The organism is Citrobacter sp. Cy070 (genome assembly GCF_030332245.1).
GTDB lineage: Bacteria > Pseudomonadota > Gammaproteobacteria > Enterobacterales > Enterobacteriaceae > Citrobacter > Citrobacter youngae.
The window spans coordinates 21,041-35,280 of record NZ_JAOWIG010000051.1; the positions used below are offsets into that span (position 1 = coordinate 21,041).

14 protein-coding genes and 1 pseudogene are annotated in these 14,240 nt (G+C 50.3%); 9 read left to right on the top strand and 6 right to left on the bottom strand.

Going from position 1 to position 14,240, the window contains the following annotated elements:
• Window positions 1-42: 42 nt before the first annotated feature.
• Both pbpG and OGY19_RS06285 read right to left on the bottom strand, forming a co-directional pair.
• Window positions 43-990: a D-alanyl-D-alanine endopeptidase gene (pbpG, locus tag OGY19_RS06280; protein WP_048211180.1), complete on the bottom strand. Its 948-nt coding sequence runs from the start codon at window positions 988-990 to the stop codon at window positions 43-45.
• A 179-nt stretch (window positions 991-1,169) separates the two neighbouring features.
• Entirely contained in the window at window positions 1,170-1,757 is a 588-nt protein-coding gene (locus OGY19_RS06285) for a Yip1 family protein (RefSeq protein WP_005129189.1), read from the bottom strand.
• A 162-nt stretch (window positions 1,758-1,919) separates the two neighbouring features.
• Here OGY19_RS06285 and OGY19_RS06290 point away from each other — a divergent pair, with 162 nt between their 5' ends.
• On the top strand, window positions 1,920-2,495 hold the full coding sequence (locus tag OGY19_RS06290) for a DedA family protein (protein WP_048211179.1): 576 nt from the start codon (window positions 1,920-1,922) through the stop codon (window positions 2,493-2,495).
• Window positions 2,496-2,525: 30 nt separating this feature from the next.
• Here OGY19_RS06290 and mdtQ read toward each other — a convergent pair whose 3' ends face one another.
• Complete coding sequence (gene mdtQ / locus OGY19_RS06295; RefSeq protein ID WP_115601783.1) at window positions 2,526-3,965, bottom strand: multidrug resistance outer membrane protein MdtQ; 1,440 nt, start codon at window positions 3,963-3,965, stop codon at window positions 2,526-2,528.
• Between the two features lie 168 nt (window positions 3,966-4,133).
• Here mdtQ and OGY19_RS06300 point away from each other — a divergent pair.
• Window positions 4,134-4,426: pseudogene (locus OGY19_RS06300) on the top strand (SAM-dependent methyltransferase); the annotation flags it as partial.
• A gap of 59 nt (window positions 4,427-4,485) precedes the next feature.
• On the opposite strand, the gene dusC reads toward OGY19_RS06300, so the two are convergent.
• On the bottom strand, window positions 4,486-5,430 hold the full coding sequence (gene dusC, locus OGY19_RS06305) for a tRNA dihydrouridine(16) synthase DusC (RefSeq protein WP_048211177.1): 945 nt from the start codon (window positions 5,428-5,430) through the stop codon (window positions 4,486-4,488).
• 215 nt (window positions 5,431-5,645) lie between these two features.
• On the opposite strand from dusC, the gene OGY19_RS06310 reads away from it, so the two are divergent.
• The 7 genes from OGY19_RS06310 to preA all read left to right on the top strand — a co-directional run bounded on the left by OGY19_RS06310 (window position 5,646) and on the right by preA (window position 11,598).
• Window positions 5,646-6,044, top strand: a complete 399-nt coding sequence (locus OGY19_RS06310) for a CidA/LrgA family protein (RefSeq protein WP_005129194.1) — start codon at window positions 5,646-5,648, stop codon at window positions 6,042-6,044.
• On the top strand, window positions 6,041-6,736 hold the full coding sequence (locus OGY19_RS06315; protein ID WP_048211176.1) for a CidB/LrgB family autolysis modulator: 696 nt from the start codon (window positions 6,041-6,043) through the stop codon (window positions 6,734-6,736). Before OGY19_RS06310 ends, OGY19_RS06315 begins: the two co-directional genes overlap by 4 nt.
• Before the next feature lie 148 nt (window positions 6,737-6,884).
• A complete protein-coding gene (gene cdd / locus OGY19_RS06320; RefSeq protein ID WP_005129196.1) occupies window positions 6,885-7,769 on the top strand; it encodes a cytidine deaminase in 885 nt (294 codons plus the stop codon).
• Window positions 7,770-7,932: 163 nt separating this feature from the next.
• Complete coding sequence (gene sanA, locus OGY19_RS06325; protein WP_048211175.1) at window positions 7,933-8,652, top strand: outer membrane permeability protein SanA; 720 nt, start codon at window positions 7,933-7,935, stop codon at window positions 8,650-8,652.
• A 2-nt stretch (window positions 8,653-8,654) separates the two neighbouring features.
• Window positions 8,655-8,894, top strand: a complete 240-nt coding sequence (locus OGY19_RS06330) for a DUF2542 family protein (protein WP_115601782.1) — start codon at window positions 8,655-8,657, stop codon at window positions 8,892-8,894.
• Between the two features lie 233 nt (window positions 8,895-9,127).
• Window positions 9,128-10,369, top strand: coding sequence for an NAD(P)-dependent oxidoreductase (locus OGY19_RS06335; protein WP_115601781.1), 1,242 nt, complete (start codon window positions 9,128-9,130; stop codon window positions 10,367-10,369).
• Window positions 10,363-11,598, top strand: coding sequence for an NAD-dependent dihydropyrimidine dehydrogenase subunit PreA (gene preA / locus OGY19_RS06340; protein WP_061068161.1), 1,236 nt, complete (start codon window positions 10,363-10,365; stop codon window positions 11,596-11,598). The genes OGY19_RS06335 and preA overlap by 7 nt, the downstream gene beginning before the upstream one ends.
• A 57-nt stretch (window positions 11,599-11,655) precedes the next feature.
• Here the strand turns inward: preA and mglC are convergent, their stop codons facing one another.
• Together mglC and mglA are read right to left on the bottom strand one after the other, a co-directional pair.
• Window positions 11,656-12,666 carry a galactose/methyl galactoside ABC transporter permease MglC gene (gene mglC, locus OGY19_RS06345; RefSeq protein WP_003027393.1) on the bottom strand — a complete coding sequence of 337 codons (1,011 nt, stop codon included), beginning with the start codon at window positions 12,664-12,666 and terminating at the stop codon, window positions 11,656-11,658.
• Window positions 12,667-12,681: 15 nt separating this feature from the next.
• Window positions 12,682-14,202, bottom strand: a complete 1,521-nt coding sequence (gene mglA, locus OGY19_RS06350) for a galactose/methyl galactoside ABC transporter ATP-binding protein MglA (protein ID WP_048211171.1) — start codon at window positions 14,200-14,202, stop codon at window positions 12,682-12,684.
• Window positions 14,203-14,240: the final 38 nt, after the last annotated feature.

The window sequence follows — 14,240 nt, forward strand, 5'->3', positions numbered from 1 at the left end:
CGGGCACGTTGCCGGGGGCGCTTCGCTTGCCCGGCCTACGGTTTAATCGTTTTGCGCGGTTTGCTCACCTGTCGCTGAACCCGCTGCCGCCATCTGTGCGGCTTTTTGCTTTTTATAGCTCAGCGCCGCGGCCGGAACAGGCATCACCTTGCCGGTTTCGATCCAGGTGCGTAAACGACTGGCATCAGCAAAGTGGGTATATTTGCCAAAGGCATCCATGACCACCAACGCTACCGGCTTGTTATTAATAACCGTACGCATCACCAGGCAGTGACCAGCGGCATTAGTAAACCCAGTTTTGGTGAGCTGAATGTTCCAGTTATCACGGTACACCAGATGGTTGGTGTTACGGAACGGCAACGTATAAGCCGGATTAGCAAAGGTCGCCATGTCTTCACGCGTCGTACTCAACTGACCAATCAGCGGATACTGCTTGCTGGCAATCAGCAGTTTAGTTAAATCACGCGCCGTCGAGACGTTATGAATCGATAACCCGGTCGGTTCCACAAAGCGCGTCTGGGTCATTCCCAACGACTTCGCCTTCGCATTCATCGCCTTGATAAATGCGTTATAACCGCCCGGATAGTGGTGCGCCAGGCTTGCCGCTGCGCGGTTTTCTGAGGACATCAGCGCCAGTAGCAGCATATTCTTACGACTGATCTCACTGTTCAGACGCACACGAGAGTAGATGCCTTTCATTTCCGGCGTCTGACTGATGTCAACTTTCAGTTTTTCATCCAGCGGCAGTCGTGCATCAAGCACCACCATCGCCGTCATTAATTTGGTAATCGACGCAATCGGACGCACGAGGTCCGGGTGGTTCGAATAGATAACTTTGTTGGTATTCAGATCAACAATCATCGCACTACCGGAAGCAATCTCAGGTTGAGATGCCGCTGCAGTAGTCGCCGTTTTCGCTACGGCTTGGGGTGCAAAAGGAACAGCCAGCACCAGGGCAAGACTTAATAATGAAACTCGGAATTTCAGCATGATGAGGTTTCTGATAATGGTTCACGCACGTCACAACGCACACCGCCTGAAATAAGGATTATCTCAGGCTAGCTCTGGCATCATAGCGATCCGGCAGGTTTGCCGCTACAGAAGAATCATCTCGAAATGCTGCGTTGCTGACTTTTACGCCAACAACGCAGCACAGACAGGTTGTACGCCTAGAACAATCGGTACCCGTAACCCCACAGGATCACCGTAATCGCCAGCAGAACCTCCAGCACCAGCACGCCAATCGCCAGCGTTGAACTGGAAAAGCTCAGCCCTTCTTCTTTAGTGATATTCAGGAACGTTGGAATACCGAGATAGAGTAAATAGCCGGTGTAAAACAGCGCGATGGTTCCCACGAGCGCACACAGCCAGACCAGCGGATACAGCGCCACCAGCCCGCTTAAAAACAGCGGCGTGGCAACATATCCGGCAAAGACCATACAATGCGCCAGCGACGGGCGTCGCGAGTAATTACGCGCCATCCACCAGATAACTCTGCCCATGATGGCCACACCCGCCAGCATCACGCCGTAAAACAGAATTGCCATCGCAAATCCGGTAAACAGGGATAACTTCAGTATATTGCCGTCGCCAAAATTCCAGCCAATTTGCGTGGTGCCAATAAACGCACAAATCACCGGGATTGCCGCCATCAGCAGTACATGGTGGGTATAGTGATGCGAAACACTTTCGTTTTCGCTGTTGATCACGTGCATTTCACGATCGGGATGGGAAAACAGCCCCCAGACATGGTTCATACCGCCCCCTTCTTGTCAGCTCCGGACCTCAACACTTCAAGTATAATTCAGCTTTTGATTATTTTATGTACACATGAAAAATACCGATACGCTGAGTTGCTGCTTTTCCGGCATGAACTATTCACTGGGTGTATGCTATGGAACGTGGAGGTCATACAACGTATGGATATAACGCATTATGTTGAGCAATACGGCTATGCGGCGCTGATTATTGGCAGCCTTGCCGAAGGCGAAACCATTACCTTGCTAGGCGGTGTTGCTGCGCATCAGGGAATTCTTAAATTTCCGCTGGTGGTACTCTCCGTCGCGTTGGGTGGGATGATTGGCGATCAGTTACTCTTCTTACTTGGGCGTCGTTTTGGCGGCAAAATCTTACGTCGTTTCTCGCGTCATCGGGCAAAAATCCACTACGCGCAGAAGATGATCCAACGGCGTCCCTACCTGTTTGTGGTCGGCACGCGCTTTATGTACGGTTTTCGCGTCATTGGCCCGTTGCTGATTGGGGCCAGCCACCTGCCACCGAAGATTTTCATCCCACTGAATATCCTGGGGGCGTTTGTCTGGGCATTGCTGTTTACCACGCTCGGCTATGTGGGCGGTGAAGTGATTGCCCCATGGTTGCATAGCCTCGACCAGCATATTAAACATGGGGTGTGGTTGGTTCTGGTTATCGGCGTTGTAGTGGCTGCCCGCTGGTGGATGAAACGGCGAAGTAAACGCAAAGAACACGCAAATTGACCCGACAGAGGCTTCTGCCGGGTCAGACTATCAGGAGGCGCGGTAACCGCCGCCCAGTGCGCTGGTCAGCTGTATAGAAGCATCCAGCCACTGTCCCTGCAGAACCAGACCATTAAGCTGTTCGCGTAATGCCGGAATTTTGGCCTCGCTAACCCGGGAACCCGCAATAATACCGGCGCTATATCGTGCCTGCGCAAGCCCCACGACGCGCTGTGCGTCATGTTCAATTTGCTGCTGATGCTGGTTCTTCTGCGCCAGCGTTTCTACCTGTGATGCCGCACGCGCCACGTCATTCACCGCATCGACCACTGCCTTGTTGTAATTTGCCACCGTCAGGTTACTCTGCGCTTTCGTGATATCGAGATTCGCATTCAGTCTGCCGCTATCAAAAATAGGCAGCGTCAGTCCAGCCGTCACGCCCATCTGCTGTGCGGAATGGCGGAATAAATCGCTCAGATGCAGCGCATCCTGCTGTAAAAACGCCATCAGGTTAACGTCCGGATAGAATGCCGCTTTTGCCACATCAATGCTGCTCAGCGATGACTCGATGTACCAATGCGCGGCCTGTAAATCAGGGCGGCGGGCCAGCAGCGAATAACCAAGCTGTGACGGTAGCTGGCTTTCTACCGCCGGTAGCGTCGTTGCTTTAAGCTTCATGACGGAAGATTGCGAGTTGGTCAGTGCGCTCAGCCGCGCCTCTATCACCTTCATTTTGCCGCTGACATCGTTCAGCTGCTGCTCCGTTTTACTGGAATCGATATCCGTCTCAACACCTTCGACAGAAGAGGTAATCCCGTTTTGATACAGTTGACGATCGACGGTGATGACGTTCTGTTGCTCGGTTTTAATCTGCGTCAGCACGGTTTTAAGCGCCGCCTGTGTCTGCCACTCCCAGTACAAACGCGATACGCCGCTCGCCAGTAGCTGGCGAGTTTGCTCACGTTCAGCCTCACGCGCTTTCACCTCGCCAATACGCGCCGCCACTTCAGCCCGGTTTTTACCCCACAGATCCAGGTTCCAGCCTGCGGTTAAACCAAAGGTTCCATTGGTGTACCACGGCCCGGTCGTGCCTGCAGCAGGATCGGTAATGGCAAACGGTCCCATTAAACCTTCTGCCGACATTCTTTGACGTTCAACGTCTGCGGAAAAATCAACTTCTGGACCATCCTGCGCCTTAACCGCTTTAGCCTGCGCTTCTGCCAGTTGAATGCGCTGTTCTGCTACCTGCATGTCTGGAGAATTCTTCAGGGTGCTGTCAATCAACGCATTCAGCTGTGGATCGTGATACGCCTTCCACCATTGGCTGTCCGGCCAACCATTTTTTAATGCCGCGGGCAACGCGGAGTCAACGTTCACAGCGGGCGTCTGCTGTGACAGCGATTGACGATTGTCATGCATAGGCGCACAACCGACCATCAAAATAAGCAGCGGCAAACATGCCGTTGCAACAAGAACAGAGTTACGATTCATGGGAATATACAGGTAAGAAAAGATGCACAGAGAGTACGACTTATCGCATTCTCTTTTTTAGTTACGCGTGGCAATACATCTTTTGAAATAAAATCACATAGTAAAGAAACATATACATGGTAAATGGTTCTGTCAAAATAATTCCAATAAATTATAAATGGAGGCGTAATGTCACAAAATATCTATGATGACCCGACATTCTTTGCCGGATATGCCACGCTGGATCGTTCAGTAAAGGGACTCGACGGCGCACCAGAGTGGCCAACAATACAAGCCATGCTCCCTCCCCTACAGGGAAAAAATATTCTTGATTTAGCTCACTGGCACTGCATTATTTGCACGATATAGAACGATTATTGCAAACCATTTACCAATCATTAATACCGTGCGGAATGCTGGTTTTCTCCGCTGAACATCCTATTTATACCGCGCCGCTCAGCCAGGGGTGGATTAAAGATAAAACCAGGTTTGGATGAATGGGGTCCATCGGTTGAACAAATTGCCGCCATCCGGCAATAAATCAGGCAACACTTGTGATGGCCTGAATCGCGCGTGCAATATCCGGTGAATTATTCAAAGCCCGAATTTCCTGAAACAGTTCTGTCGCTTCAACATATTCTTTACGAAGATAGCCCAGCCACTGTTTGATACGCGCCACATGATACAGCCCGGTATCACCTTGTTTTTCCAGTCGGGTATATTTTTGCAGTAACGTCACGACTTCAGGCCATGGCATACGCGGTTCATTATATTTCACCACGCGACTCAAATTCGGGATATTAAGCGCACCGCGCCCGATCATGACGGCATCGCATCCGCTGATGGCCATACAGTCCTGTGCGCTTTGCCAGTCCCAGATCTCACCATTCGCGATAACCGGGATATTGAGACGCTGGCGAATCTCGCCAATGGCCTGCCAGTTAATGTACTCGGCCTTATAGCCCTGTTCTTTGGTTCGACCGTGTACCACCAACTCGCTGGCACCGGCCTGCTGGACGGCATCAGCAATTTCGAATTGCCTGTCACTGCTGTCCCAGCCCAGACGCACTTTTACCGTCACCGGTAAATGGGCCGGAACCGCATCACGCATGGCCTTAGCGCCACGGTAAATCAGCTCAGGGTCCTTCAGTAACGTTGCGCCGCCGCCGCTGCCATTCACCAGTTTCGACGGGCATCCACAATTTAGATCGACGCCATACGAACCCAGCTCAACCGCGCGGGCTGCATTTTCTGCCAGCCACTGCGGATACTGCCCCAGCAGTTGTATACGCACCGGCGTACCGGATGTCGTGCGGCTGGCGTTAAGCAGTTCAGGGCAAATGCGGTGAAAGACTTTTACCGGCAGTAGTTGATCTACCACGCGAACAAATTCGGTGATACAGAGATCATAATCATTTACTTCAGTCAGCAGCTCGCGCACCAGTGAGTCGAGCACGCCTTCCATCGGCGCCAGTAAAACACGCATATTGTTACCCGCAAAAAAGAGAGGCGCTATGGTAACGTCTCTATGCAGGAGATTAAAGCGTCTCAGCGCCGGGCACAGATTTGGTTATGCTGATTGGGGGTATTGCCTGATGTTCCTGATATCTATTTCCACTATGCTTAGAATTCATGATGTGATCGGTAGCACGTTTTAAAGTTTAATTGTATGATGAATCAGTCTCGTCAAGGGTTTCAATTATGAGCAAGTCACTGAACATTATCTGGCAATATTTACGCGCATTCGTCCTCATTTATGCCTGCCTCTACGCAGGTATTTTTCTTGCATCACTGCTGCCTATAACGATTCCAGGCAGCATTATCGGCATGCTGATTCTGTTTGTATTACTGGCATTACAGATCTTACCAGCAAAATGGGTAAACCCAGGGTGCTACGTACTGATTCGTTACATGGCCCTGCTGTTTGTCCCGATTGGCGTGGGGATCATGCAGTACTTTGACTTGCTACGCGCACAATTTGGTCCGGTCGTGGTGTCCTGCACCATCAGTACACTGGTCGTATTCCTGGTAGTGAGCTGGAGCTCGCACATTGTTCACGGCGAACGCAAAATCGTTGGCCAAAAAGGGTCTAAACAATGATGTCGTATATCTGGTGGTCGTTACCCCTCACCCTGGCGGTATTTTTTGCTGCACGTAAGCTGGCAGCGCGATTTAAAATGCCGCTATTGAACCCGTTGCTGGTCGCCATGGTGGTGATTATTCCCTTTCTGATGCTGACCGGTATCCCCTACGATCACTACTTCAAAGGCAGCGAGGTGCTGAACGATTTACTGCAACCTGCTGTCGTCGCGCTAGCCTATCCGTTATATGAGCAGCTGCACCAAATCCGTGCCCGCTGGAAATCAATCATTGCTATCTGTTTTGCCGGGAGCGTTGTGGCGATGGTAACAGGTACAACAATCGCTTTGTTGATGGGCGCATCACCGCAAATTGCCGCGTCTATTATGCCTAAATCGGTAACCACGCCTATCGCTATGGCTGTGGGTGGCAGTATTGGCGGCATTCCAGCTATCAGCGCCGTATGCGTTATTTTTGTCGGTATCCTCGGCGCCGTATTTGGCCATACCCTGCTTAATGCGATGCGTATTCGCACCAAGGCCGCTCGTGGGCTGGCCATGGGCACCGCTTCGCACGCCCTGGGCACAGCTCGTTGTGCGGAACTGGACTACCAGGAAGGCGCGTTTAGCTCACTGGCGCTGGTGATTTGCGGGATTATTACCTCATTGGTTGCCCCATTCCTGTTCCCGGTTATCCTGGCAGTGGTTGGCTAATCTGCATTTTTAAGCTGTTTATTTGCGATGCGTTGCACATTTTTCATTTAAGTTTCATTAGTTGCATAAACAATGAGATTTGGATTACATATAAAGCCCTATCAGGCCCGTAAACTACGGTTCCATTACATTGTTATGAGGCAACGCCATGCATCCACGTTTTCAAACTGCTTTTGCCCAACTCGCGGATAACTTGCAATCAGCCCTGGCCCCTATTCTGGCGGATGTACATTTCCCCGCCATGCTGACGGCTGAGCAGGTTTCTTTGCTGAAACGTGAATCGGGACTGGACGAAGACGCGCTGGCATTCGCTCTGCTGCCTTTAGCTGCGGCCTGCGCGCGTACTCCGCTGTCCAACTTCAACGTTGGCGCAATCTCACGAGGTATCAGCGGAACCTGGTATTTCGGTGGGAATATGGAGTTTCTTGGTGCCACAATGCAGCAAACCGTTCACGCCGAGCAGAGCGCCATCAGCCATGCCTGGTTACGTGGCGAAAAAGGACTCGCTGCGATTACCGTCAACTACACCCCTTGCGGGCACTGCCGTCAGTTTATGAATGAGCTGAACAGCGGACTGGATTTACGTATTCACCTGCCTGGGCGTGAACCACACGCACTACGCGACTATCTGCCGGACGCTTTTGGGCCAAAAGATCTCGACATCAAAACGCTGTTGATGGATGACCAGGATCACGGCTTCGCGCTGCAAGGCGATGCGCTGACCCAGGCGGCGATTGCCGCCGCCAACAGATGCCACATGCCGTACAGCAAATCCCCGAGCGGCGTGGCGCTGGAGTGTAAGGATGGTCAAATTTTCAGCGGCAGTTATGCTGAAAACGCCGCCTTCAACCCAACGCTGCCACCGTTGCAGGGTGCATTAAACCTGCTGAGTCTGAACGGTTACGACTATCCGGACATTCAACGTGCGGTGCTGGCAGAAAAAGCGGATGCGGCGCTTATCCAGTGGGACGCGACATCTGCCACTCTGAATGCGCTGGGCTGCGACAATATCGAGCGCGTACTACTCGGTTAATGGTTTCAATAACGCCAGTTCGTAGGCTGGATAAGGTGTTTACACCGCCATCCGGCAATACGCAGAATGCCTAAAATCCCCTCAATCAGACTGCTGTTTCTTGCGCTCCGCCGTTGGGTACAGTAGCCTGATTGAAATTCCATCCAAATAACGAGTTTTCTGCATGTTAAAGCGCGTGTTTTACAGCCTGTTAGTCCTGGTAGGCTTGCTGCTGTTGACTGTGCTTGGACTCGACAGATGGATGAGCTGGAAGACGGCCCCCTACATCTATGACGAATTACAGGATCTCCCCTACCGTCAGGTTGGCGTTGTCCTCGGCACGGCAAAATACTACCGTACCGGCGTCATCAATCAGTATTATCGCTACCGCATTCAGGGCGCATTAAATGCGTATAACAGCGGCAAAGTAAACTATCTGCTACTTAGCGGCGACAACGCGCAGCAAAGCTATAACGAACCGATGACGATGCGTAAAGACTTGATTGCCGCGGGCGTCGATCCCGCTGACATCGTGCTTGATTACGCAGGATTCCGTACGCTTGATTCGATTGTACGCACCCGCAAAGTATTCGATACCAACGATTTCATCATCATTACCCAGCGATTCCACTGTGAGCGAGCGTTGTTTATTGCGCTACATATGGGGATTCAGGCCCAGTGTTATGCGGTACCTTCGCCAAAAGATATGCTTACCGTGCGGGTGCGCGAATTCGGTGCTCGCTTTGGTGCGCTGGCCGATCTCTACCTTTTTAAACGCGAGCCACGTTTTTTAGGTCCGCTGGTGCCCATCCCGACCATGCATCAGGTACCTGACGATGCTCAGGGATATCCGGCAGTCACTGCAGAACAATTACTCGAATTACAAAAGAAACAAGGAAAATAAGCATGGATGTACAAACTCTCTTCGTCGTATTGGCCTTTCTGCTCATTCCCCTCTTTTGTTTCCGTGAAGCCTGGAAAGGCTGGCGTACTGGCGCGGTAGATAAAATTAAGAAGAATGCGCGTGAGCCGATTTATGCCTACCGGAATGAAGCCCCATTACAGTTCTGGTCTTATGTATTAGTTTATGCCGGATGCGGATGTTTATCTTTCGGTATGGTTATTTATTTAGTCTTTTATCGCTAAAGAGATTACCGTTATATTAGCACTTGAGAATAGCTAATATTATGATAATGGTTACCATTTCAATATAAGGGATTAATGCTGCCCGCCAGCATTTCCCTCAAACTATCTTCTATTTGTGAATCCTTTCACAGAATACTCTTCCTGCAGTGCTTAGCCTTAAGAATAGCCTTTCACTTTTTATATTTTGTTATTAACGGTTTGCCTTAATTTACTCAAGCATTAAGGAAGAAAATATGCCACAACAAAATTATCTGGATGAGCTCACGCCTGCTTTTACCCCTTTATTAGCCATAAAAGAGGCTTCCCGCTGTTTATTATGTCACGATGCCCCTTGTAGCCAGGATTGCCCGGCGCAAACCGACCCGGGGAAATTTATTCGCTCCATTTATTTCCGTAATTTTAAAGGCGCAGCCGAAACTATCCGCGAAAATAATGCGCTCGGTGCGGTGTGCGCTCGAGTTTGCCCAACCGAAAAATTATGCCAGCGCGGGTGTACGCGTTCAGGAATTGATAAACCTATCGATATCGCGCGTCTGCAGCGCTTTATTACCGATTTTGAACAGCAAACCGCGATGAAAATCTATCAGCCGGCAACAAAAACGCTGGGTAAGGTCGCCATTATCGGTGCAGGTCCGGCAGGATTACAGGCCAGCGTAACGCTGAGCAATCTTGGTTATGACGTCACCATCTTCGAAAAACAGGCTCAGCCAGGTGGCTGGTTGCGCTATGGCATCCCTGAGTTTCGTTTGCCGCAATCGGTTTTGGATCTTGAAATTGCCCGAATCATTGAAATGGGCGTGACCATCACGTGCAATTGCGAAGTTGGCCATGCCCTTTCCATTGAGCAACTCAAAGCTGAATATCGCGCTGTACTGGTTACCGTAGGGATGTCTTATGGTTCAACGTTACCTCTGTTTGAGAGAGCGAATCACGTTGAAATTGCCGTCGATTTCCTGCAGCGCGCCCGACAAGCCAGCGGCGATATTACCGTCGCAAAAAGTGCATTGATCATCGGCGGCGGCGATGTGGCGATGGATGTCGCCAGTACACTGAAACTGCTGGGCTGCCCGTCCGTCACCTGTGTCGCGCGTGAAGAACTAGCCGAATTCCCTGCCAGCGACAAAGAGTTCAACAGCACCCAGGCATTAGGGGTATCAATTATTGACGGTTTCACGCCTGTGGCGGTTAGTGGAAATCGCGTAACCTTTAAGCACGTACGCCTGCCAGGAGAACTCTCGCTTGAAGCCGAACATATTATTCTTGCCGTCGGTCAACATGCGCAGCTTGATGATTTTGCCGCGTTAAAGCCACAGCGCAATCTTATCGATACGCACAATTACCAAACCGCCGATCCGGTTATGTTTGCCGCGGGCGATATTGTTAAAGGCGATAAAACCGTTGTATACGCCGTGAAAACCGGAAAAGAAGCCGCTCAGGCCATTCATCACTATTTAGAGGGAGCTTGCTCATGTTAACGAAAGATCTTTCTATTACCTTTTGCGGCGTCAAATTTCCCAACCCGTTCTGCCTCTCTTCTTCTCCGGTAGGCAACTGCTATGAGATGTGCGCCAAAGCCTATGATAGCGGCTGGGGCGGCATTGTTTTTAAAACGATCGGGTTCTTTATTGCCAATGAAGTCTCCCCGCGCTTTGACCATCTGACCAAAGAAGATACCGGCTTTATTGGCTTCAAAAACATGGAGCAAATTGCCGAGCATCCGCTGGAGGAGAATCTGGCTGCTATTCGGCGACTGAAACAAGACTACCCGGATAAGGTCCTGATTGCGTCGATCATGGGTGAAAACGAAGAACAGTGGCAGGAACTGGCCCGCCTGGTTGAAGAGGCAGGTGCCGACATGATCGAGTGTAACTTCTCGTGCCCGCAAATGACCTCGCATGCTATGGGCAGCGATGTAGGACAAAGCCCTGAGCTGGTTGAAAAATATTGTCGGGCAGTGAAACGCGGCTCGTCTCTGCCAATGCTGGCTAAAATGACGCCGAATATTGGTGATATGTGTGAAGTGGCGCTGGCGGCAAAACGCGGAGGTGCGGACGGTATCGCGACCATCAATACGGTTAAATCCATCACTAATATCGACCTGAACAGGAAAATCGGGATGCCGGTCGTCAACGGTAAATCCAGTATTTCCGGCTACTCCGGCAAGGCCGTCAAGCCTATCGCCCTGCGATTTATCCAACAGTTGCGCACGCATCCCGAACTGCGCGATTTCCCGATTAGCGGCATCGGGGGAATTGAGACCTGGGAAGATGCCGCCGAGTTTTTACTGTTAGGCGCGGCCACGCTGCAGGTGACCACCGGGATCATGCAGTATGGCTATCGGATTGTGGAGGACATGATCAGCGGACTGTCACATTACCTCGCCGATCAAGGGTTTGACTCACTGGAGGAGATGGTGGGGCTTGCTAATAGTAATATCATCCCCGCCGAGGAGCTTGACCGTAGCTACATCGTTTATCCGAACATCCATCTGGATAAATGCGTTGGCTGTGGGCGCTGCTACATCTCATGTTACGACGGTGGGCATCAGGCGATGGAATGGAATGAGGAAACCCGTACACCGCACTGCAATACGGAAAAATGTGTGGGATGCTTATTGTGCGGTCACGTTTGCCCGGTAGCCTGTATTGATCTGGGCGAGGTGAAATTTAAACCCGGAGAGAAAGAACATGCGTTAACGTTGTAACGCAGATAAAAAAGCCCGGTGCAGATTGCGCTGCACCGGGCTTTTTACATTGTACGATTACTTCTTACGCGCGTATTTCAGTGAATCCAGCGCGACCGCGAAGATGATGATGCCGCCCTTGATAATATACTGCCAGTAAGGGTTCACGCCGATGTAGGTCAGACCGTAGTTGATGACGGTGAAGATAATCACACCGGTCACCACGCCAAACACGGTTCCTACCCCGCCGCTAAACGACACGCCGCCAACCACGCACGCGGCAATCGCATCCAGCTCATACATAAAGCCGAGGTTGTTGGTCGCCGAGCCAATACGCCCAGCTTCGAGCAAACCACCAAAAGCATAGAACACGCCAGACAACGCATAGATGATCAGCAGGTTCAGCGCGACGTTTACCCCGGACACTTTCGCCGCTTCAGGGTTACCGCCGATAGCGAAAATATTTTTACCAAAACGGGTCTTGTTCCACAGCACCCATACAAAGGCCACGGCAATCAAGGCATAGAAAGTAATGTAGGAGAGTCGGAAACTGCCCAGCGCAATAAAGCCCTGCGCAAAGGTTGAGAACCCGCTGTCAAAGCCAGAAATTGGCGATGCGCCGACGAAGTCGTAGTACAGGGAGTTGATCCCGTAAACGATAATCATCGTACCGAGGGTGGTAATAAATGGCGTCACGTTCAGATAAGCAATGATGATACCGTTCACCAGACCGATAATGGCACCAATCACGCAGACAATCAGCACCACCACGATGATTGGCATCGTCGCCATTTCCGGGAACACCTTGTTGGCGTTCTCCATCGACTGCAGCAGGGTTGCCGCCACAACCGCCGCCAGCCCGACCTGACGCCCTGCAGACAGGTCGGTCCCCTGGGTAACAATCAGCCCGGCTACGCCCAATGCGATAATAATACGCACCGAGGATTGCGTCAGAATATTACTCAGGTTCAGTAAACTTAAGAAAGTGGGATCCTGGAAAATAATAATCGCAAGCAAAACCAAAAGAACAACGTAAATTCCGCCTTCTTTCAGATAAGTAAGAAAACTTTTCTTATTTAACGCACTCATGAGGAGCCCCTAATCTTAAAGGTGCAAAGACGCAAGACGGAGGATTTCGTTTTGCGTTGTGGTTTTGGTTTCAACAATTCCAGCGACGAGGCCATTGCTCATCACCAGAATACGATCGGTAATACCTAACAACTCCGGCATTTCAGAGGAAATAATAATGATCCCCTTTCCTTTTTTCGCCAGTTCAGCAATCAACTGATAAATCTCAAATTTCGCGCCGACATCGATACCGCGTGTAGGTTCATCCAGCATCAGGATTTCAGGCTGCGTTAACAACCAACGGCCAATGACCACCTTTTGCTGATTACCACCAGAAAGCGAACCTATTTGCGTACGATGCCCTGGCGTTTTTACCCTCATCGAGTCAATTACCCACTGGGTATCGCTCTTCATGCGGGAATTATCCAGCAGGCCGACTTTATTTTTATAGTTCTGGATATTGGAGATTAACGAGTTAAAACCAATGTCCAGATAGGCATAAATACCGGTTGAGCGACGCTCTTCGGTGACCAGCGCAAAACCATGGTTAATCGCTTCATTCGCGCTGTGGTTATTGATTTTTTTGCCGTGGAGCGTAATCGTGCCCGATGATTTCTCACGAATGCCAAACAACGTTTCAACAATATCGGTGCGTTTCGCGCCAACCAGGCCGGCAATGCCGAGAATTTCCCCTTTATGGAGATCAAAAGAGATATCACGAATCGACGGCTGACGCAGAGAAGTCAGGTTACGCACTTCCAGAATCACTTCTCCCGGCTTGTTCTCTTTATCCGGGAAACGTTGGTTCAGTGAGCGTCCGACCATCATGGCGATGATCTTATCCATGTCCAACCCTTCCAGCGGCTGGGTCGCAATCCATTGACCATCACGCAGCACGGTAATTTCATCACACAGTTGAAATATTTCTTCCATTTTGTGAGAAATATACACAATCCCGCACCCACGCTCTTTCAGCTTACGGATGATGGTAAACAGGTGATTAACCTCTTTCTCGGTTAACGATGAGGTCGGTTCATCCATAATGACGATTTTGGCGTCATACGAAAATGCTTTCGCAATTTCAATCATCTGCATTTGCGAAACAGATAATGTTCCAACGCGCGCACGCGGATCGATGTCAATATCCAGTTCATCGAAAATCGCTTTGGTATCGCGATACATTTTTTCCTGATCGACAAACATACCTTTGGTGGGATAGCGCCCCAGCCACATGTTATCCATTACAGAACGTTGTAATACCAGGTTTAATTCCTGATGTACCATTGAAATACCATTCTCAAGCGCTTCTTTAGCAGAATGAAAATCGATTTCTTTACCCTGAAATAAAATACTACCGGAATCTTTTTGATAGATCCCAAAAAGACATTTTAATAATGTTGACTTTCCAGCGCCATTCTCGCCCATTAGAGCATGAATAGAATGTGGGCGGACTTTTAAATTGACATTATCAAGAGCCTTAACGCCGGGAAAGGACTTGTTGATGCCGCTCATTTCCAACAAGTATTCGCCTGACGACTGAGTATTAGTGCTGACCATAATTATACCTTGTTGGCCTTGCAGAGTGCGCAATTAAG